We start from the raw sequence: 23935 nt of genomic DNA, 5'->3' as shown, positions 1-23935 counted from the left end.
TGCGCTCGGCGCTCTTGGTCATTCTGGCAAAAGCTGAGAAAACCGAACAAAATCAACGCAAGGCGGGCGAACGCATAAATCCGCCCCTTTGGGGCGGCTAAGCGATACTAAGTTATTGATTTTAAATTGGTGCGGGCGGTCGGGGTCGAACCGACACTCCTTTCGGAACCGGATTTTGAGTCCGGCGCGTCTACCAGTTTCACCACGCCCGCGCTTCGCGGCGACACGAGGTCGGCGAAGGAGGGGTTGTCTAGCAAAGGCCCGCGGGAAGTTCCAGCGTCGCTTTCGGCAAAACGCGCCTAGGACCCCGGCGCCGTGTCGGCCCCGTAGAGCGTGCCGGCGGCGGTCTCGAGCTGGCCCAGCAGGCGCTTGAGCGTCGCCACTTCCGTGGGCGCCAGGCCGGCCAGCAGGGCGGCCTCGTAGGCGCGGGCCAGGGGCACGATCTCGGCGAACAGGCGGCGGCCGGCGGCGGTCAGTTCCAGGCTGTGCGATCGCCGGTCGACCCGGTTGCTCAGGCGCACGGCCAGGCGGCGCTCGACCAGGTCCTGGGCGGCGCGGCTGACCCGCACCTTGTCCATGGCCGTGCGCACCACGGCGGCCTGCTGGGTCAGCGGCCCCTCGGCCAGCACCGACATCAGCCGCCACTGCGGGATGCTGAGGCCGAACCGGTCCTCGTAGGCGCGCGAAATCAGTCGCGTCACCGCGTTGGCGGCGATGACCAGCTGATAGGGCAGATAGTCGGCCAGCGAGACGTGCTCGGGGGCGCCTTCGGGGGGAATCTGCGTCATGAGTGAGACCGTCGCGGCCATGGCCTTCCTTTCGTCCTCCTTACGCCCGCGACTCTGGCGGTCGCTCGCGTCGACAAGGCCCGATCTGGCGCGGCGCGTCGGCCCCGCTCAATCACGGCCAAGCCTGAGGGCAGGAAAGCGGACATTTCGCCTGGCGGTTGTGCATCCATGCCTCCGGACGCCCAGCGAAGGGGCGCCGCCAGGACGGTTCGGTCTGGATCAGCGCCGCGTGGCGGCGTCGAAGTTCGTTGAGACAATCGCCCCGCCCCCGGACATTGGAAAATTCCACAACACCCATGCGGACTTGGCGAGAATTGTCGCCTTGGTCAAGAACCTTCGGTCGTTCCCGCGATCAAGGTCATGCAGGTCCGCGGGAAATCACGCCGCGCGCCCGGGCGCCCTGGTCGTAGCGGCTGGGGCCGCCATAGACGGCCACCTCGCAAAGGATGTCGCCGCCAGGCTGGTCAACCCACAGATAGTTGCGTTCGACCTCGACATTGCGCCCGGCCGGGGAAATGCCGTCGAAGGTGTCGCCCCAGGGAATCACCTTGTTCAGGTCGCGCCAGGTGAGGGTCATGGCGCGCGACAGCTCGTCCTGGACCATGGTTTCGAGATCGGGATCGCTCATCAGGGTCTTTCCAAGATCGGTCGTCGCCTCGACAACGTCCGCCGCGCGCGATAGGCCCGCAAAGAGGACGAAGGAGGCGACGATGGGTGCTCCCAAGGGCAAGCGCGACTTTCGCGACGAGGATCGCCTGGATCCGCGCGAACGCCATCAGGTCGAATACTGGATGAAGCGCTGGGGCGTGACCAAGGACCAGCTGGTCGCCGCCCACCGCAAGGTCGGCAATTCGATCAAGGACATCGGCGCCGAGCTGGGGAAGAAGCGCTAGGGTCTGTGGACCGTTAGGCGTTTGGCGTCGAGGCCGCGCCCTCGTCCTTCGACAGGCTCAGGATGAGGGCTACTGGTAGGACGGTTGAGTAGAATTCCTCATCCTGAGCCTGTCGAAGGACGAGGAATTCGGCCCAAGACCGTCAACTGTCCACAGACCCTACCGCTTGTCCCGCCGAAACTTCGCCGCCTCGGCCGCCAGGGACGAGGTCGAAGGATCGAAGTCTTCGGGCTCGGGCTCGAACGGCAGGTGGCCGGCCACGCCGCGCAGGGCCAGCCAGAGCGGATGACTGAAATGGCCCAGGATCCGCAGCGGCCGACGCTTGTCGTCGGTGACGTCCCAGCCCTCCCGCTCGAACGCCTCGGCCTGCTCGCGCATCGACTTGACGTCGATCCCGTCCCAGCCGGGCGGATCGGGGACCAGGGCGGCCTCGTCGGCGGTCAGGCCGAAGGTGTCGCGCGCCAGCTGGTCGATCTCCGGAAACTGGGCCCGCGCCTCCGGATCGGCGAACGACGGCTTCATCAGCGCCCGGGTCTCCAGGTCGGCGAAGCCGGGCAGGTCGATCAGGCGGCGCGGGGCCATCGGGCTCAGCCTTCGGCGTTGTCGTTGCGGAAGTAGGGCTTGACCTCGCCCTGCAGCTTGATGGTCATCGGATTGCCCTTGCGGTCGACGGCCTTGCCGGCGGTGACGCGGATCCAGCCCTCGCTGACGCAGTATTCGTCGACATTGGTCTTCTCGACGCCGTTGAACACGATGCCCACGCCGCGCTCGAGAATTTCGGCGTCATAGTGCGGGCTCGAAGGATTGGAGGCCAGGCGGTCGGGAGGCGTGTCGCTCATGGGATCGTCTTTCGAAGAATTTGGGACGACTGAAGCCGTCGAACGGGCGTGATAGCCACCCGGGCCGGCAATTCCAATAGGATTGCACGCGATCGCATCAAGCGCCGCGACAAGGTCATGGCCGCCTGCTAGCTACGGCCGTCCTCATTTCGGAGTTCGCATGCTGCGTCGCCTCTACGACTGGGTCATGGGCCTGGCCGCCTCCCGCCACGCCCCGGCCAGCCTGTTCGCCGTCTCGTTCGCCGAGAGCTCGTTCTTCCCCGTGCCGCCCGACGTGATGCTGGCCCCCATGGTGCTGGCCCGGCCGGACCGCGCCTGGCGCTACGCGGCGATCTGCACCCTGGCCTCGGTGCTGGGCGGGATCCTGGGCTATGCGATCGGCTTCTTCCTCAAGCCGCTGGGCGTCTGGCTGATGAGCGTCACCGGCCACGCCGGCGGCATGGCCGAGTTCAAGTGCTGGTACGACCAGTACGGGGTCTGGGTGATCCTGGCCAAGGGCCTGACCCCGATCCCCTACAAGCTGGTGACCATCGCCTCGGGCCTGGCGGCTTTCAGCTTCCCGATGTTCATCATCGCCTCGACGATCACCCGCGCCGCGCGCTTCTTCCTGGTGGCCCTGGTGGTCAAGAAGTTCGGCCCGGCCATGATGCCGGTGATCGAGAAGCGCCTGGCCCTGTTCGCGGGCATCCTGATCGCCCTGCTTGTCATCGGCCTCGTGGCGAGCCACTTCTTGGGGGGAAGCGGCGGCGGAGCGTGCGCGGGATGACGATCGAAGACACCAGCGAGGTCGGCGCCACCGGCGCCTTGACCCCCGATCGCTCGGTGATCGCCTTGGCCGCCGATCACTGGCCGCTGCTGGCCTTCATCGCCTGCGCGGCCATGCTGAGCGCGGCCCACGCCTTCGAGACCTTCGGCAAGCTGGCCCCCTGCCTGCTGTGCCTCAAGCAGCGGGAAGTCTACTGGGTCACCGGCGCGGTGGCCCTGGTCACGATCGTTCTGACGCGCACCGCCTGGGCGGCCAAGGTGCGCCGGCCGCTGGTCCTGCTGATCGGCCTGGGGTTCCTGTACGGCGCGGGGCTGGCGGCCTATCACGCCGGGGCCGAATGGAAATGGTGGCCCGGTCCCGCCGCCTGCGCGGCCGGCGGCGCGGCCTCGGCCGACGACCTGGTGGCCATGCTGAAGGGCGTCAAGATCGCCGCCCCGTCCTGCGACAAGGCCGTGTGGATCTTCCTGGGCCTGTCGATGGCCGGCTGGAACGCGGTGATCTCGCTGGGCCTGGCGATCGCCTCGTTCTTCGCCGGCCTGCGCGCCCCGGCCTCGCCCAAGGCCGCCTGAGATGAGCCTGCCTGTCCCTCCCCGTCCGGGCGCCGGCGCCCAGAAGGCGCGCCTGGCCGAGATCCTGCGGGTCGACCAGGCCGGCGAGCTGGCGGCCGTCCATATCTATCGCGGCCAGCAGGCGGTGATGCGCCAGGCGCCCGGCCGCCAGCGGATCGCCGACCAGCTGCGGGAAATGGAGGGCCACGAGCAGGTTCACCTGAACCGCTTCAACGACCTGCTGGGCGAGCGCCAGGTCCGCCCCACCCTGATGTCGCCGGTCTGGCGCGCCGCCGCCTTCGCCCTGGGCGCGGGCACGGCCCTGCTGGGCGAAAAGGCCGCCCACGCCTGCACCGAGGCGGTGGAGACGGTGATCGAGCAGCACTATGCCGGCCAGATCGCCGAGCTGGAGGCGCGCGATCCCTCGCTGGCCGCCGAACTCAGCCAGTTTCGAGACGACGAACTGCACCACAAGGAGATCGCCATCGGCGAGGGCGCCCTGGAGGCCCCGGCCTATCCGCTGCTGTCGGCGGTGATCCGCGCCGGCTGCCGCGCGGCGATCAAGATCAGCGAAAAGATCTGACCGGCGTTCTCTGTAAAGCTGAAAAATCCATCCCTGAAACTTCCGGCTTGGCGACCCGCGCGGCCGCGCTTACCCATGTCGCCGAAAGATCGCGTCGCGAGGGGAGTTTCGCTTTGCCTACCCAGTTTCACCGCCGGGCCGCGGCCCTGTGCGCCGTTTCGCTGCTGGCCCTGGCCGGCGCGGCCCAGGCCGCGACGCCCGCCAAGCCCGCCAAGCCGGCGCCGACCACGGCCCTGACCCTGAGCACCGGCGGCCAGATGCCCGCCGAGGAAGCCGCGGTGACGATCGAGCATGTCGACCTGAAGCTGAAGATCATCCCGCAGCGCAAGGCGATCGAAGGCGACGCCACCCTGACCCTGGCGGCCAAGAGCGCCCTGCCCCGCATCGTCCTGGACCTTGACCGCAACTTCGCGATCAGCGCCCTGATCGTCGACGGCAAGGCCCTGCCCGCCTCGGCCTGGACCAATCCGCAAGGCCGCCTGACCATCACCCCGCCCGCGCCGATCGCCGCCGGGGCCAGGACCGTGGTCCAGATCCGCTACGCCGGCCAGCCGCACGAGGCCGAGAAGGCCCCGTGGGACGGCGGCTTCGTCTGGAAGACCGCCCCGACCGGCGAGCCCTGGATCGCCAGCGCCGTGCAGGGCGACGGCTGCGACCTGTTCTGGCCGTGCATCGATTTCCCGACCGGCGAGCCGCTGCTGGTCGACTTCCACGTCACCGTTCCCGCCCCGCTGTCGGCCCCGGCCGGCGGCGTGCTGGTGGGCGTCACGGAAAAGGACGGCTGGCGCACCTTCCACTGGCGCCAGAAGCAGCCGGACACCTACGCCATCGCGGTCAATGTCGGTCCCTATGTGAAGCTGGAGGACACCTACAAGAGCCGCTTCGGCGACAGTTTCCCGATCGAGTACTGGTACCTGAAGAGCGACGATCCGGCCAAGGCCAAGGCCCTGTTCGCCGAGTTCCCGACCACCCTGGACTTCTTCGAGCAGATGATCGGCCCCTACCCGTTCCGCTCGGAAAAGCTGGGCGTCGTCGAGACGCCGCACCTGGGCATGGAACACCAGACCATGAACGCCTACGGCAACGAATATAAGAAGGACGTCTACGGCTACGACTGGTTGTTCCAGCACGAGCTGTCGCACGAGTGGTTCGGCAACCAGGTGACCAATGTCGACTGGGACGACATGTGGATCCACGAGGGCCTGGGCAGCTACATGCAGCCGCTGTTCTCGCAGTGGCTGCACGGCGACATGGAATACATGACCCGCCTGAACGCCCAGCGGGTGGGCAGCAAGAACCAGTTCCCGATCGTCTCCGGCAAGGTGATGACCGAGGATCAAGTCTACAAGGCCGAAAGCGGCCCGGCCAACGACATCTACGCCAAGGGCTCCAACGTCATGCACACCCTGCGCGCCACGATCGGCGACGCGGCGTTCTTCAAGGCGGTGCGCATCCTGGTCTATGGCCGTCCGGACCCCAAGCCCGGCAACTTCGCGCCCCGCTACGCCACCACCAAGGACTTCATCGCGATCGTCAACGACGTGACCGGCAAGGACTACCAGTGGTTCTTCGACGCCTACTTCTACCAGGCCAAGCTGCCGGAACTGCGGACCGCCCGCGACGGCGAGGAACTGGTGCTGAGCTGGAAGACGCCGTCCGGCAAGGCCTTCCCCATGCCGGTCGAGGTCAAGGTCGGCGACAAGATCGTCACCGCGCCGATGACCGACAACACCGGCCGCATCAAGGTGGGCGACACTGTCCCGGTGATCGTCGACCCGGCCTCGAAGATTCTGCGCCGCCAGCCCTATCTGGAGGACTACGCGGCCTGGAAGAAGGCCGCGGACGACGCCACCAAGAAGGCCGAGGACGCCAAGTCGGCGAAGAAGAAATAGACGCCGCTCGCGGTCGTCGTTCCTCGATCTGTTTCAAGGGCGACGGCCGTTCCGGGCGCGCGAGCCCCCTTGGTCATCTTCCGTTGACCCTGTTCCTTCACGGCTTGTAGGCCAAGGCGCGCTAAGGCTTTGGGCTCATTGCGAGCAGGAAGCCGATGCTGACGCCCAACCATGTCGTGACCACCGCCCGCGCCGTCCTGGTGGCTGGCGCCCTGACCGCCGCGGCGCTGATGCTGGGCCCTTGGCCGGGCCTGGAGCAGGTGTTCGGGTTGAACGACAAGGCGGCCCACGCGATCGCCTTCGGCGGCCTGGTCGCCGTCTCGTTCCTGGCCTTCCCGCGCATGCGCCGCAACGACCTGGCCATCGCGGCCGTCCTGCTGGGCGCCAGCGTCGAGCTGGCCCAGATGTTCACCGCCGACCGCAGCGGCTCGATCAGCGACCTGCTGGCCGACACCGTCGGCGTGGGCGTCGTCTACCTGGCCAGCCATATCGAAACTCTCAGGTCCCTGGCCCGGAAGCGTGGTTCGGCGACCTTCGCCGAGATCGCCGCCCAGGACCGCCGGCGGGTCGGGCGCCGTCTGGCGCCGGTGATCCAGGCCGCCTTCCCGCCCTCGGCCGGCGGCGCGGAGGCCGATCGCCCGACCAGCTTCGCCAACCGGGCGGCCCGGCGCTTTCCGCGACGGGCCTGAAAACCTCTCCGTCAGGTGATGCGCTTGACACTGACCGGGTCGCTGCCCGGGAAGCTCTCTTCCAGGCCTTCGTCCAGCAGGGCCTCCTGGCGGCTTTCCGAACATTCGACCTTCTCGGCCAGCTGGTCGTGCTTTTCGCCCTCGGCCAGCGGGATCTCGGCCTCGCGGGAATGCGGCGCGTCGAAATGCTTGTCCTCGTGCCGGACCTTGCCGTCGCTGGCCATGTCGGCCGTCGAGGCGCTGGTGCCGTGCGTGAAGTGACGGCCGGTTTCTTCCTTCTTATGGCCAAACATCATGGGGTTCTCTCCCGATCATTCGCCTGGAGGCGTCGATAGAGAGAACCCGTGAAGCGGCGCCTAGGTTGCGCCCGAGAGCCCGAACACCACCGACCAGAGCACCAGATTGGCCACCGCCATGGCGGCCATCACCCACCGCAGCCGGCGCTTGACGCACAGCGCCCGCCCGCGCTCGTGCAGCGTCGGACTGGGCGGCGCTGAAGGACTGGCAAGCATCGAACCCTCCCGTCGAGAGCCCCCTGTCCCTGTGGGTCCGCCCGGCGGCGAGTCGATGCAAGCGGAGCTGGAAGGCTTTGTTTTCTGGACATTTTCCGCGACTCGGCGTCGCCGGTTCTAGAGCCAGTCGAGCGATATGAGGATCACGCGACTGGCTCTAGGTTTTCATCTTCGCATCGTTTTCGCGGAAAACCGGTATCCACTTTTCCGCACGATGCCTTAGGCCTCCAGCTCGATGTCCCAGTACAGGTAGTCCAGCCAGCTGGCGTGCAGGTGTCCCGGCGGGAACCGGCGGCCGCGATCCTGCAGTTCATGCATGCTGGGGCGACGCGCGGCGTGGAAGGGATTCATGCCGGCTTCGCGCGGCGTGCGGCCGCCCTTGTGCAGGTTGCAGGGCGCGCAGGCGGTGACGATGTTCTCCCAGGTGGTCCGGCCGCCGCGCGAGCGGGGGATCACATGGTCGAAGGTCAGCTCGTCGGGCGAACCGCAATACTGGCAACTGAACCCGTCGCGCAGGAACAGGTTGAAGCGCGTGAAGGCCGGCGGTCGATCCTGCGGCACGTACTGCTTCAGCGACACCACGCTGGGCAGCTTCATCTCGAACGAGGGCGAATGCACCACGTGGTCGTAGGTCGAGACCACGTCGACCCGTTCCAGGAACACCGCCTTGATCACCTCCTGCCAGGGCCAGAGGGACAGCGGATAGTAGCTCAGGGGCCGGTAGTCGGCGTTGAGGACGAGCGCCGGCATGCCGGACGGTGGACGGGACAGCACCTGCATCAGGGCCTCCCCTCGGAGCCTGGAAGGCTCCAACGAATTTGGGGGCCGACAGGGCCCCAATGAAGCGGATACGCGGTCGGACTGAAGACGGGCCTCCTTCCTACGCATTCTCAGGAATCGCCATTCATTCCCGAACGCAGGGAAAGGATGAGCCAACTCGACGACAGAACCAAGACATCCTTGTACTTGGCGCATGACCGACGGCGACTATGGCCGGCGACGGACGTTCGCGGCCTCTCGCCCTGCCGGCCCTGTTCGAGAGCGACCTGGCGGGCGAGGCCCCGGCGTCAACGGCCCGCTGGACGACTTCGAGGTCCCGGCGCCCACGCCTTAACCGATCGCGACGATCTCGACCTCGCCGCCGGCCACCATGGCCGTGTCGCCCACGCCCTTGCCCAGCAGGGCCCGAGCCACGGGCGAGACGTACGACACCGAACCCTTGGCCGGATCGGCCTCGTCCTCGCCGACGATGCGGAAGGTCTGCCGCCGACCATCCTCGCGGTCGAAGGTGACGATCCCCCCGAACTGCAGGCCCTCGACGGTCGGATCGCGCTCGCGCAGCTGGGCGCTGGCCCGGCGGGCGGACCAGTAGCGCAGGTCGCGGGTGGCGCGGGCCATGGCGGTGCGGTCCTGGGCGACGTCGCCGCCGGCCTGGGCGGCGCTGTAGGCGGCGCGAGCCTGGGCCAGGGCGTCCTCAATCTGGGCCAGCCCTTCGGGCGTCACCAGGTTCGGATGCGGCGAGATCGGGCGGTCCAGCAGGTCGGCGGCGAACGCCTCGCTGTCGCCTTCCTTGGTGAAGGCCACGCTCATCGGCGCATTTCGGCGATGGAGGACGAAAAGGTCATCTCTGGAAAATCCGGCCCGACGCGGGATGTTCCGCCCGGGGAGCATCCGACCTAGGCGCGCGGGCCTCCAGGATCAAGACACGCAAAAGCCGCCGGCGAAAAAGCGCGGGCGGCTTCGGACACTTCGGCGAAGATATTCGACGGCGTTCGTGTCGACGGGACTGCGTGGGGATCCACCGGCCCCGTCGGCCACGAGCGCGATCGAGGCCTAGATCGCCACGCCCACCAGGGCGGCGGCGACGCCGACGGCGGCGGCCAGGAAGAAGCCCACGGCCATGCGGTCGAGAACGGTTTCGAAGGCGAAGAGCGTATTGGTCATCACACACATCCTTGAGTTTGGCTTGCGGGGCGCGGTGATTGTGAAGGCCGTCGCCCCGGTCCCGATCGGTTTCGATCTGGACGATGCTTAGATAACACCGATCCTAACGACGTCAAGATAATCTTGACGCCGTTAGGATGGATTTTTGAACAGGAACGGTTACAGTGTCTCAGATGACACAGACCGCCGCCTCCGAAGCCCGTCCCTACCACCACGGCGACCTCAGCCGCGCCCTGGTCGAGGCCGCGCGCCGCATCCTTGAGACCGAGGGCCCCGCAGCGCTGTCGCTGCGGGCCGTGGCCCGGGAAGCGGGCGTCAGCCCGGCCGCGCCCTACCACCACTTCAAGGACAAGGGCGAACTGCTGGACGCCGTCGCCCACGAGGGCTGGGCGGCGCTGGACACGGCCCTGACCGAGGCGCGCCTGAGGGCGGCCGACGGCAAGGAGCGGATGACCGGCCTGGGCGTGGCCTATGTCGGCTTCGCCCGCGAGAACCCCGCCCTTTATCGGGTGATGTACGACTGCTCGCGCGACAAGGACGCCCTGCCCGAGCAGATGAAGGAAGAAGGCGCCTATTGCCAGGTGCGCAACACCATCGGCGAGCGCAGCGGCGGGACGGTCTCGCCGATCGACCTGGAACTGGCGACCATCGCCGCCTGGTGCGCCGCCCATGGCCTGGCCGAGATGGCCAGCTTCAAGCAGTTCGACGCCCTGAAAGAGGCCCTGGGCGGCGAGGAGGCGTTCCTGCGCGCGGTGTTCGAACACCTGGGCATGTTCGCCAAGTTCGACCAGGCCTAGGTCCGCTTGCGCTTCGCCACCCGCTTCGCCCCCTCCCCGACCGGCCACCTGCATCGCGGCCACGCCTTCTCGGCCCTGACGGCCTTCGACGCCGCCCAGGCCGCCGGCGGCCGGTTCGTGCTGCGGATCGAGGACATCGACGCCACCCGCAGCCGCCCCGAATACGAGGCCGCGATCCTGGAGGACCTGGCCTGGCTGGGCCTGTCCTGGGAACAGCCCGTCCGCCGACAGTCCGAACACCTGGCCGACTATCACCGGGCCATCGAGACCTTGCGCGGCAAGGGCCTGGTCTATCGCTGCTTTCGCACCCGCAAGGAGCTGGACATCGGCCGCGCGCCGCACGAGCCCGCCCAGCCGTTCGTCGGCGGCCCGCTGCGCGCCGACGAGGAGGCCGGGAGGCTGGAGCGCGGCGAAGCCTTCGCCTGGCGGCTGTCGCTGGACGCTGCCCGCGACGCGCTGGGCGGCTTCGACGGTCTCGGCTTCGTCGAGGAGGGCGCCGGACCGGAGGGCGAGACGGGCCTGATCCGCGCCCGGCCCGAAACCGCCGGCGACATCGTCCTGGCCCGCAAGGACGTCGGGGTGGCCTATCATCTGGCGGTCGTGCTGGACGACGCCCTGCAGGGGATCACCCACGTGGTCCGCGGCCAGGACCTGTTCGAGGCCGCCCACATCCAGCGCCTGTTGCAGGCCCTGCTGGACCTGCCGACCCCGACCTATCGCCACCACCGCCTGCTGGTCGGCCCCGACGGCAAGCGCTACGCCAAGCGCGACAAGGCCCAGACGCTGCGGGAGCTGCGCGCGGCGGGCGTCACGCCGGAACAATTGCGGGCGGCCTTGGAGGCCCCAGGGTCGGTGGACAGTTGACGGTCTTGGGCCGAATTCCTCGTCCTTCGACAAGCTCAGGATGAGGAATTCTACTCAACCGCCTTACCAGTAGCCCTCATCCTGAGCCTGTCGAAGGACGAGGGCGCGGCCTCGACGCCTAACGCCTGACGGTCCACAGAACCTAGCTCCTCCCCGCCTGCTCCACCAACTGCCCCATCGCCCGCAGATAGGCTCCGAACGCTTCCCGGCCGGCATCGGTCAGGCGCACGCGGGTCAGGGGCTTGCGGCCGACGAAGCTCTTGTCGATCGCCACATAGCCGGCGTCCTCGAGCTTGCGCAGGTGGACCGACAGGTTGCCCTGGGTCACCTCCAGCAGGTCCTTCAGCTCGGTGAAGTCCGCCACCTCGGCGCTGGCCAGATAGGCGACGATCCCCAGCCGCACGCGGCCGTGGATGACGTCGTCCAATCCGCTGATGTCGAACTTGCCGGTCACGCTCGCCTCAGGCCGCCGACCGCTGGGCCTGGCGCATCATCCCGAAGCCCGGGACCCCCATCAGCAGGAAGAGGCTGGCGGTCGCGATCAGCAGATACAGGTCCGCGCGCTCGATCAGCATGCCCAGCGCCACGCCCGAGACCAGCCAGCCGGCGGCCACCAGCGCCATCCACCACCGCCGGCGCAGCATGAAGATCACGTACCAGACCGCGCCCTGCAGCACGAAGACCACGGCCGGGTGGAACAGCCAGTAATGGAAGTCCTGGTGGCGTTGGGCGGCGCTGGCGAAGACCAGGACCAGGGCCAGGTTGGCTATGCCCGCCCCGGCGAAGGCGGAGTTGACCGCCCGGCTGGTGACCCCAACCGCCGGCCGCTTGCGGTCGACGATGATCACGATCGTCATCAGCACCAGGAAGATCAGGGTCGGCGCCCAGGCCATGATGATGTTGGCGACCGGCGACAGACGGATGACCCCGAGCTCCTGGAGGTAGTAGCTCAGGCACTGGATCCCGTAGAGCACCCCGGCCGAGCCGTAGAGCGCGCTGCCGGCCACGCCCATTCCGCCCCCGCCGCCCTCGGCGACGGTCCGCAAGAAGGCCAGGTCGTCCTGCACAGACTTGATCTTGTCGTTCATGGGCAAGGCCCCCTTCAGCGCCGCATCATGGCCGTTCACAGGATTCGTCCCAACAGCGGCATGCGGCGCAGCGCCATCGTCGTCAGCCAGCTGAGCGCCACCGCCCCGCCAATCACCACCAGGCCCTTGGCCAGCCCGCCCCAGGCCTGGGGCAGCAGCAGCCAGCCCAGCCAGGCAGTGAAGACGTAGTGGGTCAGGTACATGCCGTAGGCGTTGGCCTGCAGGCTGCGCCCCACCGGACCGGTCTTGCGCACGAAACGCAGGAACACCGCCAGGACCGCGAACGACAGGGCCGCGCAGGCCAGGACGAAGGCCAGTCCGCCAACCACGTCCAGCACCGGCTTGGGCGGCGGATTGGGCGAGAAGGCGATGATGAAGGTCGCCACCGCCGCGATCACCGCCGGGACCGGCGGGATCTGCCAGACCCACCAGCGCCGGGCCAGCGCGCCTTGCGGATCGGTCAGGCCCTGGCCCACGCCCGCCGCCCCGAACGCCAGGCCGGCCAGGAAATAGACCAGGTAGTGGCCGACGCGGCCGGTTTGAACCAGGAACGGCCCCTCCGTCGTCCAGTGGCCGAACGGCAGGATCATGTTCAGGGGCACATAGGCCAGGGCGCTGGCCGCGACCAGCAGCAGGAAGGCGCGGCCGGGCCGTCGGGCGGCGCCCCGCGCCCGTCGCCCCAGCGCCGGGATCAGGCGCGGAAACAGGCCGTTCAGCGCCGTCGCGACCGCGCCGAACGCCAGCAGCACCCACAGGAACCAGGCCGGACCACTGGGCCAGAATGGCAGGCCGGTCCAGGCTTTCGCGTAGGCGGCCGGGGACGGCGCCCCGCCCGACTGCAACCAGGCCGGATAGTAGGCCAGCGGGGCCAGCAGCCCCGCCCCGATCACGAACGGAACGCCCAGCCGCAGCGCCCGCCCCTTCAGGAACCCGGCCGCCCCCTTGGCCTTCAGGCTTTCGGCGACGAACAGGCCCGAGACCAGGAACATCAGCGACATGAAGAACAGATCGTTGACCAGGGTCAGCAGGCCGAAGCCCGCGAACCTCTGCGGATCCACGACCGGGAACGCCGTCCACAGGATCGGCGGCTCGGTGAAGCCCTTCGGGGGCGGCGCGTACGGGTGGTAGGTCAGCACCGCGTGATGGGCGATGACCAGCAGGGTCAGGAAGGCGCGCAGGGCGCCGATGGGCGCGTCGCGGACCGAGGCGTCCGCCAAGGCGCCGGTCTGGGCGGCGTTTTCGAGGGGTTTCAGAGGCGCGTGCATGGCCGGGCTCCGTTGCGATGACCCAAGCATCTATCAACTTGTTTGTTTTGTAAACTTGTTGATCGTAACGCTTCTTTTGGACCCCGCACGGAAGCGGCATGGCGTTGCCCGGCCGCCCTCCGCCTCCTAAGGTCAGGCTTGGCAAGTCGCTGCGGGAAAAAGCGTTGGGGGAGATACTCAAGGAACCGGACGCCCCCTGGATCGCCTTCTTCAAGAGCGCGGGCGCCGCCGCCGCCGCGGTGGGCCTGCCCCTCCTGGTCCACATCCTGTTCATCCCCCGTGAGGGAAGCGACGGATTCTGGATCCGGCTCCTGATCTGCGGCGCGATCATCGGCGTGGCCTGTCTGCTGGCGGGAATCGCCTGCGCCCTCTGGACCCTCGTACGGCGCTGGGCCTACGACCGGGTGACCGGTGATCCCTTCCACTGAGGCGCCGGCGCCATGACCCGCGCCCGCCCTTGCCCCCTCCCCGCCGCCATGCTCACTGCGGGGCTTCAGCACCGTGGGACTCACATGCGCAAGATGATCTGGGGCGCCGCCCTTTCCGGCGCGTTCGCCGCCCTCGCCCTGGCCGCCGGCGCCGCCCACGCCGCCGAGCCGAAGTTCGCGCCCGGGCCGTGCGCCGGTGACTATTCGGGCATGGCCAACACAATCCAGTGCGGAACCCTCACGGTCGACGAGGCCCGGGGCGGGCCCAGCGCGCGGCGCATCGCCCTGCCCGTGACGATCGTCAAGGCCAGCGCCCCCAAGCCGGGCGCGGTCCCGGTGATCTTCCTGCACGGCGGCCCCGGCGGCGGGGTGGTCGAAAATATCGGCCGGTCCCTGCGCGGCGTGTCGGGCCGCGAGCTGATCGCCGTCGACCAGGACTGGATCTATTTCGACCAGCGCGGCGGCGGGGTGGCCTCGCCGACCCTCGACTGCGGCGGCGTGGCCCTCAACGACGCCGGCCCGCTGAGCGACGCGGCCGCCCAGCAGCTGATCGCCTGCGGCCAGCGCCTGAAGACCTCCGGCGTCGACCTCTCGCGCTACAACGCCGAGGAAGTGGTCAAGGACATCCAGGACCTGCGCAAGACCCTGGGCCTCAAGCAGGTCGACCTGTTCGGCGTGTCGTACGGCACCCGCATCGCCCTGGCCGTGGTCAAGCACGACCCGTCCGGCGTGCGGGCCGTGGTGCTGGACTCGCCCTGGACGCCGGAGGCGAAGTGGGCGCAGGGCGGACCGGAGATGATTTCTGACGCGGTGAAGGTGATCTTCCGGCGTTGCGCCGAGGACGCCGCCTGCAACGCCAAGTATCCGCATCCCGGCGCCGACCTGGACGGCGTGGCGGCCAGGCTGCTGGCCGCGCCGGTGGTCCAGAACGGCCAGACCTACACCGCCGACCTCCTGGGCGGTTTCCTGATGGACGCCGCCTACAGCGGCCCGGCCGCCCGCGCCCTGCCCGCCACGGTGGCCAGGTTCGCGGCCGGCGACCTGTCGGCCCTGGACGACACCCGCGCCGGGGCCGGCTATCGCGAGGCCCAGTTCTTCACGCACCTGTGCAAGGAGGAACTGCCGTTCGAGAGCCGGGAGGCGACCCGCAAGGGCGCCCAGCGCGACCCGGTCAGCCGCCTGGCCGAGAGGTCTTTCGATCGCCTGTTCCAGGTCTGCCAGGCCTATGACGTCGGCAAGCCCGATCCGGTCGAGGCCCAGCCGGTCTCCAGCCCGATCCCCACCCTGTTCCTGGCCGCCGAGATCGATCCCGGCTGCCCGCCGGCCGTGGCCAAGGCAGCGGTCGGCCGGTTCCCCAAGGGCCAGCTGACCATCATCCCCAACACCACCCACGGCGTCTCGCGCGGCAGCGCCTGCGCCCGCAAAATGATCCGCGGCTTCCTGGCCGACCCGACCGCGCCGATCGACCAGAGCTGCCTGCATCCGGAACATGACAGGTTCGTCTTCGACCTGGATTGACCCTTCCTCCCTGCCGCGGGCTTATCTGGAGTTCCGCCGCGGTCCCCCTCCGGCCCTTCGGGCCACCTCCCCCAGAGGGGCAGGGGTATCGCATATGCCTCAAAACGGTTGTCATCCCGGACGAGCGCGCAGCGCGAAGATCCGGGACCGTGGCGTGGACTCAGAGCTTGCAGCGGTCCCGGATCGGCGCTCGGCTCCGCCGAGCTTGTCCGGGATGACAGATTCTTTCAGAGCAAATCCATATGCGATAGCCCTGCCCAGAGGGGGAGGAGCTACGCCGCGCCAGATGCTCCCCCTCTGGGGGAGCTGTCGGCGAAGCCGACTGAGGGGGCCTTTCGCAGACACGATCTCTCGCTCTCACGCGGACTTCCGCTGAGGTTATGGAAAGGGTCGCGGAGCGCCGGACATCGTCCGGAGTGTTTGAAGAGTAACCGTTTCGACGAAGCCCAGATCGCTCCGCGCGACGCGTTATCCGGAAGCCTGCGGCGCTGAGCCCTGTTCGGGCCTCGCCGCCTTGAGGCCTCCGACGGGCGGGCCGGGTCAACGACACCCGGTCCCGGACCGCGAGCGCGTCACCGCTCGCCTGCTGCTCAACCGGCCCTCACGTCACGTCGTATCTGTATAACAGGCCCGACCGGCACCAGAGACGCAAGGTTGGTCCCGAAGAACCGCCGACGGAGCTTCCCGCTCGATCGCCCCCCGCCGCCGCATCGGTCGCTGGCCATGCGCCCTTTCCATGCGACGAGGTGAGTCAAGGATACGGCGGTCTGGAAGGGTGAGGACAGAAACGGGTCGAGAAAGTTCAAGCTATTGATTTCGCTGGAGTTCATTCCGAACAGGCCGAGCATGGACGCTCCTCCCCCGCGACGCGGGGGAGGTGGCGCGATGCGAATACGCATCGTGACGGAGGGGGCGTGGCCGCCGCCGGACGCCCCCTCCGTCTCGCCGCCGCGCGCCAAGCCGCCTCTCCCGCTTCATAGCGGAGGCGTACGCCCGGGCCAGACATGGCTGGCGATGGCGATGGCGATGGCGATGGCGATGGCGATGGCGATCCAAAGGTCCCCTTGTCGGCGGGGCGCCAATGGCGAATTTCGACCCGTTGCGGACCTTCAGTAGCTGCGCATATCGTTGGCGAATGCGGGCTCCCGAGGCTTTTGAAACTGAGCGATTGCGTCTGCGTCCGGTGCGGCGATCGGATGCCGCGGGCATTTTTCAGTATGCGGGCGAGGTCGCTCCCACCCACTTCATGCCGTTCCAGCGTCACCAGGACATTGCCGCCAGCCTAGCGTTCGCGCAGCGGTGTGAAGACTGCTGGATGTCAGGCTCCGCCTTTCCCTGGGCCGTCACCGAGAAGATGTCCGGGCTTTTCCTCGGGGTGCTGGAATTGCGGCTGTCGCCGCCCAAGGCCGATTTCGGCTACATCTTCGCGGAACCCTTCTGGGGGAAGGGCTTCGCAACCGAAGCCGTGTCGACCGTGGTCGCCTGGGCTATCGCGCAGCCATCGATCCTGCGCGTGTGGGCGACATGCCATCCCGCCAACGCCGCGTCGGCTGCGGTCCTCCACAGGGCGGGGCTCCGCTACGAAGCGACGTTGGCGAATTGGGAAGCGCGCCCTCAACTCGACGAAGCCGCTGGACCCAGCGATTGCTACGCTCTGACAAGGTCCGCGACTTGAACGCCCGCTCGGGGCGCGACCTCGATGGTTCTGGGCGGGCTGGGCATGGCTGGCCCGATCCAAGCTGGCCGCGTGTCAGTCCAGCGCCCCGATATACGGCAGGCCGCGGGCCTTGCCCTCGTCGTCCAGGCCGTAGCCGACCAGGTAGCGGGCCGGGGCTTCCCAGGCCACGAAGTCCGGCTCGATGCGCGGCTTGTCCCAGGGCTTGCGGGCGAAGACGGCGGTCAGGACCTCGCTGGCGCCGGCGTCCTTGACCAGGCGGGCGGCCTCGCCCAGCGACAGGCCGGTGTCGAGCACGTCGTCCACCACCAGGGCGCGGCGGCCGATCAGCGGGCGCTGCAGGTCGGCGCGGACCTCGCAGCGGCCCGAGCTCTTGCGCTCGTCATGATAGGAGGCCAGCCACAGGGCGTCGAAGCGCACGTCGCGGCCGGCCCGCCACAGGGCCCGGGTCAGGTCGGCGGCGAACCACAGGCCGCCGGTCAGCAGGCAGACGGCGACGGTGTCGTTGTCGATGCGCGGGGCGATGACCTTGGCCAGGGCTTCCACCCGCTCGGCGATTTCTTCCTGGGAAATCAGGACTTCGGGGGCGGGGCGATCGGTCATGTCAGGTTTTCTGGGTCAATGATGGTCGGCCGGGGCCGGTTCGACCGCTCCGGTCTCATGACCCGGGGGCTCGTGTCCAGCCCCTTGCGTCTCGTCGACCGCCGCCGCCGCGCCCGCCGCCAGCTCGGCCGGCTGGTCCTGGACGCCCCGCAGCGACGGCGCCTCGGGGTTGGAGACCTTCTCGACGTGGCCCGCGGGGCCGGCGTGGCTGGCCGCGCCCCGCTCGAGGGCGAAGCCGATCTCCAGGGTGTTGGCCGTGCGCGGCGGATCCAGCAGGGTCACCGAGAAGTGCCGGGTCTGGCTGGGCGGAATCAGCGGATCGGCGGCGGCGGCCAGCTTCCCGGCCACCCGCTTCTCGTGCTTGTTCAGCAGGGCCACGCGCAGCGGCGGGGTGGTCACAGCGTGGTCGGTGATGTTGCGAATGACGCCCGTGATGGTGATGGCGGCATGGCCGTCCTGCATCGAGGGCTCGGCCTTCAGGTCCTCGACCACCAGGCCGACGGTGTTGACCGGTCGATTGACGAGCGCGTAGGCGCCGGCCGTCGTCGGCCATAGCTGGGCTACGTTCAGCCTGAAGACGTAGGCGCAGCCCAGGATCACCAGCATCACGGCGACCATGCCGCCCCAGATGATCCCCGTGGTCTTGGCTTCCTTCAGGCGGCGCTCGGCGTCGGCTCGGGCCCGGAACACCTTGGGCAGTTCCTCGCCCGGCAGCTGGTCGACGGGGGTCTGGGAATCGTCGGCGGGGTTGGCCGCCCCGTCCAGGGCGGTCAGGTTCGGCTCGCCCGCCAGGTCGGCGGCCGAGGGCTCGTCGAACAGATCCAGGGCGTCTTCGTTGCGGGCCGTCCAGCGCGTCCCGCAGGCCGCGCAACGCACGACACGACCAGCCGCGCCGACCTTGGAGTCATCGACGAAATAGCGGCTGGCGCACTCGGGACAGGTCAGTATCATGGCCGCGAATCGGACGCTCCCCGCTCCTACACACGAGGTCGCCGATTTTGCCAGCCATGTCCACACGACCCAGCGACACACCCTTGCGCACCGCAGACGTCCAGGATGGCGGCTCCGTCCCCGTCGTGCGCTTCGAGGGGGTCTCGATGCGGTACGGACGAGGGCCGGAAACGCTCAGCGATCTCAGGTTCACCCTACACCCAGGGTCTTTCCATTTCCTCACCGGCCCGTCGGGCGCGGGCAAGAGTTCGCTGCTGAAACTGATCTACCTGGCCCACCGTGCGTCACGGGGTCGCGTCGAGCTGTTCGGCCGCGACATCAGCCTGACCCGGCCCGAGGACCTGCCGTTCGTGCGCCGCCGGATCGGGGTGGTGTTCCAGGACTTCCGCCTGCTGGACCACCTGCCGGTGTTCGACAACGCCGCCCTGCCGCTGCGCATCGCCGGCCGCAAGCCGGCCACCTATCGCGACGACGTGGCCGAGCTGCTGCAGTGGGTGGGGCTGGGCGATCGGATGCACGCCCTGCCCGCCACCCTGTCGGGCGGCGAGAAGCAGCGCCTGGCCATCGCCCGCGCCGTGGTCGACCGCCCCGACGTGCTGCTGGCCGACGAGCCGACCGGCAATGTCGACCCGGCCATGTCGCTGCGCCTGCTGCGGCTGTTCGTCGAGCTGAACCGCCTGGGCACCACGGTGCTGATCGCCACCCACGACGAGGACCTGGTCGCCCGCGCGAACCGTCCGACCCTGCACCTGGAGAACGGCCGTCTGGTCGAGGTCGCCGGCGAGGCGCCGGACGACGACGACGGCTATGACGACGGCTACACGGGGGGCGGGGCGTGAGCGACCGCTTCTCCGTCGCCCGCTGGAAACCGGGCCAGCTGCTGCCGCCGCGCGACGCGCGGGACGGCTCGCTGGTGTTCGTGGTCGCGGTGCTGTGCTTCCTGGCCTGCCTGACGGCCTTGGCGGCCTTGGCCTCGACCCGCGCCGCCACCGGCTGGACCGCCCAGCTGACCGGCTCGGCCACGGTGGTGGTCCGCCCGCGGGCCAGCGAAAGCCCCGACAGCGCCGCGGCCCGCGCCGCCGAGACCCTGTCGGGCGTCAAGGGCGTGACCGAGGCCCGCGCCCTGCCCAAGGACAAGGCCGAGGCCCTGCTGGAACCCTGGATCGGCCGCGAGGCCCTGGTCGCCGACCTGCCGGTGCCGCGCCTGGTGACCCTGGACCTCGATCCCAGAGCCCCCGCCACCGCCGCCACCCTGGCCAAGGCGCTGAAGGAGGCCAATGTCGACGCCGTGGTCGACGACCACAGCCGCTGGATCGCCGACATCGAACGCGCCGCCCGACTGGCCGCCTGGGCGGCCATCGGCGTCTTCGGCCTGATCGCCACGGCGGCGGCCGCGGTGATCGTCTTCGCGACCCGCGCCGCCCTGACCGCCCGTCACGACATCGTCGAGGTGCTGCACCTGTCGGGAGCCGAGGACGGCTTCATCGCCAACCTGTTCCAGAACCGCTTCGCCGGCATGGCCTTCTTCGCCGGCTTGCTGGGCGGGGCGGGCGCGGCCATGATCGGGGCGGGGGCGCGGCTCGCGGGGGGCGGCCAGGGGCTGACGCCGGTCCTGCCGCTGGCCTGGATCGACCTCCTGGCGCCCCTGCCCTGCCCGCTGGTGGCGGCGCTGGTGGCCGGGATCGCCGCGCGCGCCGCCTCCCTGCGCCTGTTGAGGGGCATGCCGTGAAGAGCTTCGCCGCGCTGCTGATCCTGGTGATGATCTGGTTCGTGGGCCTGCTGGCCTTCACCAGCCGGGTCGACCAGTCCACCCCGGCCCAGGAGCCGCCCGTGGCCGACGGGGTGGTGGTGCTGACCGGAGCCTCGAACGTGCGGCTGGAGGCGGCGACCAAGCTGCTGGAGGCCGGCAAGGGCAAGCGTCTGCTGATCTCGGGCGTCAACCGCGAGGCCTCGCGCGACGACGTGCTGGGCGTGACCAAGGCGGTGCGGCCGATCTACGACTGCTGCGTCGACCTGGGCTACGCCGCCGCCGACACCGTCGGCAACGCCAGCGAGAGCGCCGAGTGGGCCAAGGCCAAGGACTATCACAGCCTGATCGTGGTCACCGCCGACTACCACATGCCGCGCTCGATGCTGGAGCTGCACGCGGCCATGCCCGACGTGGCCCTGCACCCCTATCCGGTGGTCACCGAGAGCCTGAACGCCCACCGCTGGTGGAAAGGCGGCACGAGCGCCCGGCGGATGATCGTGGAATACTGCAAGTACCTGGCGATCCTGGGCCGCGAGGCGTTCCTCAAGCTGGGTCCCCAGGACAAGGCCGATCCGAAACCGGCGAAGGAAGCCTCTTGATCTATCTGCGCTCGTTCCTGTTCCAGCTGTTCTTCTGGCTGTGGTCGGTGGTCTGGGCCATCGGCATGATCGTCACCTATCCCCTGCCCCGCCGCGCCAATACCTGGTCGCTGTCGACCTGGTCCAAGGGCCTGATCTGGGCCCTGCGCTGGCTGGCCGGCGTCCGGGTCGAGGTGCGGGGCGAGCCGTTCCGGCCCACCGGCCCGGCGCTGGTCGCGGCCAAGCACCAGTCGATGTTCGACGTCTTCAGCCAGTTCGCCCTGCTGCCCGACGCCTGCTTCGTGATGAAGAAGGAGCTGCTGATGGTGCCGCTGTTCGGCTGGCACGGGCTGAAGGCCGGCATGATCGTCGTCGACCGCGCGGGCCACTCGGCGGCGCTGAAGAAGCTGGTGCGCGACGCCGTCGACCGCATGAAGGAAACCCGCCAGGTCGTGATCTTCCCGGAAGGCACGCGCGGCGATGTCGGGGTTCCCGGCGACTACAAGCCGGGCATCGCCGCTCTCTATCGCGAGATGAACCTGCCGGTCACGCCCCTGGCCCTGAACTGCGGCGTCCACTGGCCGCGCGGCTGGCTGCGTCCGCCCGGCACGATCGTCTTCGAATACCTGCCGCCGATCCCCGCCGGCCTGAAGCGCGGCGAATTCATGCGCGAGCTGCAGACCCGGATCGACACCGCGACCAAGGCGCTGGAGGACGAGGGGCTTTAAGAACGGGTTCCTCGGCCAGTCCCACGGCTGTCAGGTTGAGAAGACTCAAGCTTGTCGGCCTGCGTCGGCAGCGGAAGAAATCCTCGTCCTTCGACAGGCTCAGGATGAGGATTTCTACTGAACCGTCATTGAATTCGTCCTCATCCTGAGCTTGTCGAAGGACGAGGACGCCTCCGGGGCGCCGGCCGTCACTGCATCAGAGTCCAAACAATTTCAACGCGATCCCACTAGGCTATCGAACCGGACAGCCTCTACGAGGCTTCCGGGATGACAACCGATTGGAATGGAAAGCTTGATCTTGGAGCTTCGCATCCAACCCGCTCCGTCGCGAACAACCCCAGCAACCAAGCGTCGGCCACCAGATCCAGCACCAGGTGCACGCGGTCGCTCGGCCCGCGATTGGCCACCGCGTGGGGGTCGCTCAGGCGCAGATACCAGGCTTCTCCCGCCCTCATCTCGACCCGCGAACCGTTGAGCTGAAAGTCGACCTCGGGATGGGTGACCACCGGCACGTGGACCCGCGCGGCGCCGGACTCGACGTCCAGGTCGAGGTCCGTGTGCGTCTTGATCACCGAGCCCGCGCCCAGCCGCATCAGCCGCACGGCTCGAACCTCGCAGGCGAAGGCGGCGATCACGTCACGGAAGTACGGGCAGGGCTCCAGGAACGGCGTGTCGACGAAGGCCGTGGCCGTGGGGTCCGAATAGATCATCCGGATCGGATGGGTCTCGCCCGCCGCGCAGCGCAGCGGGATCACGCTCCAGTCGCCCTCGTAGTTCTGCTGGACGTAGTGGGCGGTCCAGGGCGTGGCCGACAGGGCCTCCAGGTCGCGCGCCAGCCGGGCCGGGTCGAAGCTCAGCGGCAGTTGCAATCTGTCCGGGAACGCCATCCAGTGACGCTATCGAGCCGCGAGCGGCCTCACAAGTCCCGACGGGAGACGCGATGCCGGCCAAACTGGAGACCAGGACTCGGGGCGCGGACACGCTGGCGGCCCTGCGCGCCCTGGTCCTGCCGGACCTTGCCCTGCAGGACGCCCTGGGCGAGATCGAGGACTTCGCGGTCTTCGCCGCGCGGACGGCCGAGGCGGCGAAAGCCCGGGGCCTCGATATCGACGCCGAGACGGTGCGGGAGCTGCTCCACGCCCTGCCCGAGACGCCTTCGATCGACGGCTTCGAACCGACGCCCGGCTGGCTGCCCGCCGAGGTCGCCCAGGTCGAGGACCGCGCCACGATCGCCTGGCTGCGGTTCGGCCGGCGGCGCCTGAGCGAGCCGTTCTACGACGACTCCCTGGTCCGCCGGCGCATCTTGCCCTTCAATCGCCTGTTCGCGGTCCGCACCGCCCTGGACGACCTGGAGACCTGGGCGGCCGCCCTGCCCGCCCTGCAGCCTTCCGGCCTAGTCTTCCACATGTCGCGCTGCGGCTCGACCCTGACGGCCCAGATGCTGGCCGCCGCGCCGGCCCATGTGGTGGTGTCGGAGGCGGCGCCGATCAATGCGCTCACCCGGCGGGACGACCTCGACGACGACGCCAAGGCCGCCCTGCTGCGGGCCATGGTCGCCGCCCTCGGCCAGGCGCGGAACGGCGAAAGCCGCCTGTTCCTCAAGCTGGACTGCTGGCACAGCCGCGACCTGCCGCTGTTCCGTCGCGCCTTTCCCGACACGCCCTGGATCTTTCTCTACCGCGAGCCGATCGAGGTGATGGTCTCCCAGACCCGGCGGCGCGGCGCGCAGATGGTCCCTAGCCTGGTTCCGCCGTCGACCTTCGGCCTGGACCTGGCCAACGGCGTGCCCGACGACGACTACTGCGCGCGGGTGCTGGCGGCGGTCTGCGACGGCGCGGCGCATCACGCTCGCCTCGGCGGCGGACGGCTGATCAACTACCGCCAGCTTCCCGAAGCCCTGTTCACCGAGATCCTGCCGCACTTCGGGGCGGCGGCGTCGGAGGCCGAGCTCCAGGCCATGCGCGCCGCCGCCGCGCGCGACGCCAAGGCCCCCGAGCAGGCCTTCACGCCGGATGTCCACGACAAGCAGCAGGCGGCCACCGCGGCGCTGCGGGCGATCTGCGCGCGGCGGCTGGAGGCGGTGTACGGGCGGCTGGAGGCGATGCGGGCGGCGGGAGAATAGGCCTCGCCCCTTTTTGCACCGTCATCCCGGGCCTTGTTGTTCAGTCCGGGGACATGCCTGACGGGTGTTCGGGGACATAGCTGACACATCATCATTGGCGGACTGGCTCGAAGG

30 protein-coding genes and 1 tRNA gene are annotated in these 23935 nt (G+C 69.0%); 16 read left to right on the top strand and 15 right to left on the bottom strand.

Annotated elements, in window-relative coordinates; all coding sequences use genetic code 11:
- Positions 1 to 127: 127 nt before the first annotated feature.
- From AC07NX_RS21640 to AC07NX_RS21630, 3 genes are all read right to left on the bottom strand, one after another.
- Positions 128 to 212, bottom strand: a tRNA-Leu gene (locus AC07NX_RS21640).
- 87 nt (positions 213 to 299) lie between these two features.
- Positions 300 to 809, bottom strand: coding sequence for a MarR family winged helix-turn-helix transcriptional regulator (locus tag AC07NX_RS21635; protein ID WP_494644637.1), 510 nt, complete (start codon positions 807 to 809; stop codon positions 300 to 302).
- Between the two features lie 337 nt (positions 810 to 1146).
- On the bottom strand, positions 1147 to 1392 hold the full coding sequence (locus AC07NX_RS21630; RefSeq protein ID WP_494644682.1) for a hypothetical protein: 246 nt from the start codon (positions 1390 to 1392) through the stop codon (positions 1147 to 1149).
- Positions 1393 to 1498: 106 nt separating this feature from the next.
- Here AC07NX_RS21630 and AC07NX_RS21625 point away from each other — a divergent pair, with 106 nt between their 5' ends.
- A complete protein-coding gene (locus AC07NX_RS21625) occupies positions 1499 to 1681 on the top strand; it encodes a DUF3606 domain-containing protein (RefSeq protein WP_018112967.1) in 183 nt (60 codons plus the stop codon).
- Positions 1682 to 1840: 159 nt separating this feature from the next.
- Here AC07NX_RS21625 and AC07NX_RS21620 read toward each other — a convergent pair whose 3' ends face one another.
- The gene (locus AC07NX_RS21620; protein ID WP_494644635.1) at positions 1841 to 2263 is read right to left on the bottom strand and encodes a hypothetical protein; all 423 of its coding nucleotides are present in this window, start codon (positions 2261 to 2263) and stop codon (positions 1841 to 1843) included.
- 5 nt (positions 2264 to 2268) lie between these two features.
- Positions 2269 to 2520: a DUF3297 family protein gene (locus AC07NX_RS21615; RefSeq protein WP_018112969.1), complete on the bottom strand. Its 252-nt coding sequence runs from the start codon at positions 2518 to 2520 to the stop codon at positions 2269 to 2271.
- Positions 2521 to 2680: 160 nt separating this feature from the next.
- On the opposite strand from AC07NX_RS21615, the gene AC07NX_RS21610 reads away from it, so the two are divergent.
- The 5 genes from AC07NX_RS21610 to AC07NX_RS21590 all read left to right on the top strand — a co-directional run bounded on the left by AC07NX_RS21610 (position 2681) and on the right by AC07NX_RS21590 (position 6998).
- Positions 2681 to 3286 carry a YqaA family protein gene (locus AC07NX_RS21610; RefSeq protein WP_494644633.1) on the top strand — a complete coding sequence of 202 codons (606 nt, stop codon included), beginning with the start codon at positions 2681 to 2683 and terminating at the stop codon, positions 3284 to 3286.
- Entirely contained in the window at positions 3283 to 3855 is a 573-nt protein-coding gene (locus AC07NX_RS21605) for a disulfide bond formation protein B (RefSeq protein ID WP_494644632.1), read from the top strand. The genes AC07NX_RS21610 and AC07NX_RS21605 overlap by 4 nt, the downstream gene beginning before the upstream one ends.
- Before the next feature lies 1 nt (position 3856).
- Positions 3857 to 4417, top strand: a complete 561-nt coding sequence (locus AC07NX_RS21600) for a demethoxyubiquinone hydroxylase family protein (RefSeq protein WP_494644630.1) — start codon at positions 3857 to 3859, stop codon at positions 4415 to 4417.
- Between the two features lie 113 nt (positions 4418 to 4530).
- Positions 4531 to 6309: a M1 family metallopeptidase gene (locus tag AC07NX_RS21595; protein ID WP_494644628.1), complete on the top strand. Its 1779-nt coding sequence runs from the start codon at positions 4531 to 4533 to the stop codon at positions 6307 to 6309.
- A 155-nt stretch (positions 6310 to 6464) separates the two neighbouring features.
- On the top strand, positions 6465 to 6998 hold the full coding sequence (locus AC07NX_RS21590) for a VanZ family protein (protein ID WP_494644627.1): 534 nt from the start codon (positions 6465 to 6467) through the stop codon (positions 6996 to 6998).
- An 11-nt stretch (positions 6999 to 7009) separates the two neighbouring features.
- Here AC07NX_RS21590 and AC07NX_RS21585 read toward each other — a convergent pair whose 3' ends face one another.
- From AC07NX_RS21585 to greA, 4 genes are all read right to left on the bottom strand, one after another.
- Positions 7010 to 7294, bottom strand: coding sequence for a hypothetical protein (locus tag AC07NX_RS21585; RefSeq protein WP_494644626.1), 285 nt, complete (start codon positions 7292 to 7294; stop codon positions 7010 to 7012).
- A 60-nt stretch (positions 7295 to 7354) separates the two neighbouring features.
- Positions 7355 to 7510, bottom strand: a complete 156-nt coding sequence (locus tag AC07NX_RS21580) for a hypothetical protein (RefSeq protein WP_494644624.1) — start codon at positions 7508 to 7510, stop codon at positions 7355 to 7357.
- Between the two features lie 219 nt (positions 7511 to 7729).
- Positions 7730 to 8293, bottom strand: coding sequence for an HNH endonuclease (locus AC07NX_RS21575; RefSeq protein WP_099052244.1), 564 nt, complete (start codon positions 8291 to 8293; stop codon positions 7730 to 7732).
- Positions 8294 to 8620: 327 nt separating this feature from the next.
- Positions 8621 to 9100, bottom strand: a complete 480-nt coding sequence (greA, locus tag AC07NX_RS21570; RefSeq protein WP_494644623.1) for a transcription elongation factor GreA — start codon at positions 9098 to 9100, stop codon at positions 8621 to 8623.
- 527 nt (positions 9101 to 9627) lie between these two features.
- Between greA and AC07NX_RS21565 the strand changes: the two genes are divergently transcribed.
- Together AC07NX_RS21565 and gluQRS are read left to right on the top strand one after the other, a co-directional pair.
- Positions 9628 to 10251 carry a TetR/AcrR family transcriptional regulator gene (locus tag AC07NX_RS21565; RefSeq protein ID WP_494644681.1) on the top strand — a complete coding sequence of 208 codons (624 nt, stop codon included), beginning with the start codon at positions 9628 to 9630 and terminating at the stop codon, positions 10249 to 10251.
- Positions 10252 to 10257: 6 nt separating this feature from the next.
- A complete protein-coding gene (gene gluQRS, locus AC07NX_RS21560) occupies positions 10258 to 11115 on the top strand; it encodes a tRNA glutamyl-Q(34) synthetase GluQRS (RefSeq protein ID WP_494644622.1) in 858 nt (285 codons plus the stop codon).
- A gap of 142 nt (positions 11116 to 11257) precedes the next feature.
- On the opposite strand, the gene AC07NX_RS21555 is transcribed toward gluQRS, so the two are convergent.
- Genes AC07NX_RS21555 through AC07NX_RS21545 form a run of 3 tightly spaced genes read right to left on the bottom strand, consistent with a single transcriptional unit; the run spans position 11258 to position 13468 of the window.
- Positions 11258 to 11569, bottom strand: a complete 312-nt coding sequence (locus AC07NX_RS21555; RefSeq protein WP_494644621.1) for a winged helix-turn-helix domain-containing protein — start codon at positions 11567 to 11569, stop codon at positions 11258 to 11260.
- 7 nt (positions 11570 to 11576) lie between these two features.
- Entirely contained in the window at positions 11577 to 12203 is a 627-nt protein-coding gene (locus AC07NX_RS21550; RefSeq protein ID WP_494644619.1) for a hypothetical protein, read from the bottom strand.
- A 35-nt stretch (positions 12204 to 12238) separates the two neighbouring features.
- Positions 12239 to 13468, bottom strand: a complete 1230-nt coding sequence (locus tag AC07NX_RS21545; protein WP_494644618.1) for an acyltransferase family protein — start codon at positions 13466 to 13468, stop codon at positions 12239 to 12241.
- A 98-nt stretch (positions 13469 to 13566) separates the two neighbouring features.
- Here AC07NX_RS21545 and AC07NX_RS21540 point away from each other — a divergent pair, with 98 nt between their 5' ends.
- The 3 genes from AC07NX_RS21540 to AC07NX_RS21530 all read left to right on the top strand — a co-directional run bounded on the left by AC07NX_RS21540 (position 13567) and on the right by AC07NX_RS21530 (position 17089).
- Positions 13567 to 13896, top strand: a complete 330-nt coding sequence (locus tag AC07NX_RS21540; RefSeq protein WP_494644617.1) for a hypothetical protein — start codon at positions 13567 to 13569, stop codon at positions 13894 to 13896.
- An 84-nt stretch (positions 13897 to 13980) separates the two neighbouring features.
- A complete protein-coding gene (locus AC07NX_RS21535; protein WP_494644616.1) occupies positions 13981 to 15414 on the top strand; it encodes an alpha/beta hydrolase in 1434 nt (477 codons plus the stop codon).
- A gap of 1081 nt (positions 15415 to 16495) precedes the next feature.
- Positions 16496 to 17089 (top strand): GNAT family N-acetyltransferase, encoded by a 594-nt coding sequence (locus AC07NX_RS21530; protein ID WP_494644614.1) that lies wholly within the window; start codon positions 16496 to 16498, stop codon positions 17087 to 17089.
- Between the two features lie 75 nt (positions 17090 to 17164).
- On the opposite strand, the gene AC07NX_RS21525 is transcribed toward AC07NX_RS21530, so the two are convergent.
- A complete protein-coding gene (locus AC07NX_RS21525) occupies positions 17165 to 17692 on the bottom strand; it encodes a phosphoribosyltransferase (RefSeq protein ID WP_494644612.1) in 528 nt (175 codons plus the stop codon).
- 15 nt (positions 17693 to 17707) lie between these two features.
- Positions 17708 to 18643, bottom strand: a complete 936-nt coding sequence (locus tag AC07NX_RS21520) for an MJ0042-type zinc finger domain-containing protein (protein WP_494644610.1) — start codon at positions 18641 to 18643, stop codon at positions 17708 to 17710.
- A 56-nt stretch (positions 18644 to 18699) separates the two neighbouring features.
- Here AC07NX_RS21520 and ftsE point away from each other — a divergent pair, with 56 nt between their 5' ends.
- From ftsE to AC07NX_RS21500, 4 genes are read left to right on the top strand one after another with little or no spacing between them, the layout of a single operon-like run.
- Positions 18700 to 19482 carry a cell division ATP-binding protein FtsE gene (ftsE, locus tag AC07NX_RS21515; protein ID WP_494644609.1) on the top strand — a complete coding sequence of 261 codons (783 nt, stop codon included), beginning with the start codon at positions 18700 to 18702 and terminating at the stop codon, positions 19480 to 19482.
- Positions 19479 to 20372 (top strand): cell division protein FtsX, encoded by an 894-nt coding sequence (locus tag AC07NX_RS21510; protein WP_494644608.1) that lies wholly within the window; start codon positions 19479 to 19481, stop codon positions 20370 to 20372. The genes ftsE and AC07NX_RS21510 overlap by 4 nt, the downstream gene beginning before the upstream one ends.
- Entirely contained in the window at positions 20369 to 20992 is a 624-nt protein-coding gene (locus AC07NX_RS21505) for a YdcF family protein (protein WP_494644606.1), read from the top strand. The genes AC07NX_RS21510 and AC07NX_RS21505 overlap by 4 nt, the downstream gene beginning before the upstream one ends.
- On the top strand, positions 20989 to 21699 hold the full coding sequence (locus AC07NX_RS21500; protein ID WP_494644604.1) for a lysophospholipid acyltransferase family protein: 711 nt from the start codon (positions 20989 to 20991) through the stop codon (positions 21697 to 21699). Before AC07NX_RS21505 ends, AC07NX_RS21500 begins: the two co-directional genes overlap by 4 nt.
- A gap of 251 nt (positions 21700 to 21950) precedes the next feature.
- Here the strand turns inward: AC07NX_RS21500 and AC07NX_RS21495 are convergent, their stop codons facing one another.
- The gene (locus AC07NX_RS21495) at positions 21951 to 22586 is read right to left on the bottom strand and encodes an aspartyl/asparaginyl beta-hydroxylase domain-containing protein (RefSeq protein WP_494644602.1); all 636 of its coding nucleotides are present in this window, start codon (positions 22584 to 22586) and stop codon (positions 21951 to 21953) included.
- A 53-nt stretch (positions 22587 to 22639) separates the two neighbouring features.
- Here AC07NX_RS21495 and AC07NX_RS21490 point away from each other — a divergent pair, with 53 nt between their 5' ends.
- Positions 22640 to 23821, top strand: a complete 1182-nt coding sequence (locus AC07NX_RS21490) for a sulfotransferase family protein (RefSeq protein WP_494644600.1) — start codon at positions 22640 to 22642, stop codon at positions 23819 to 23821.
- The last annotated feature ends 114 nt before the right edge of the window (positions 23822 to 23935 follow it).

Source organism: Caulobacter sp. GW821-FHT09A05, from assembly GCF_059418465.1.
The sequence above is the reverse complement of the archived record's forward strand: the minus strand, read 5'-3'. Positions and strand labels throughout refer to the sequence as shown.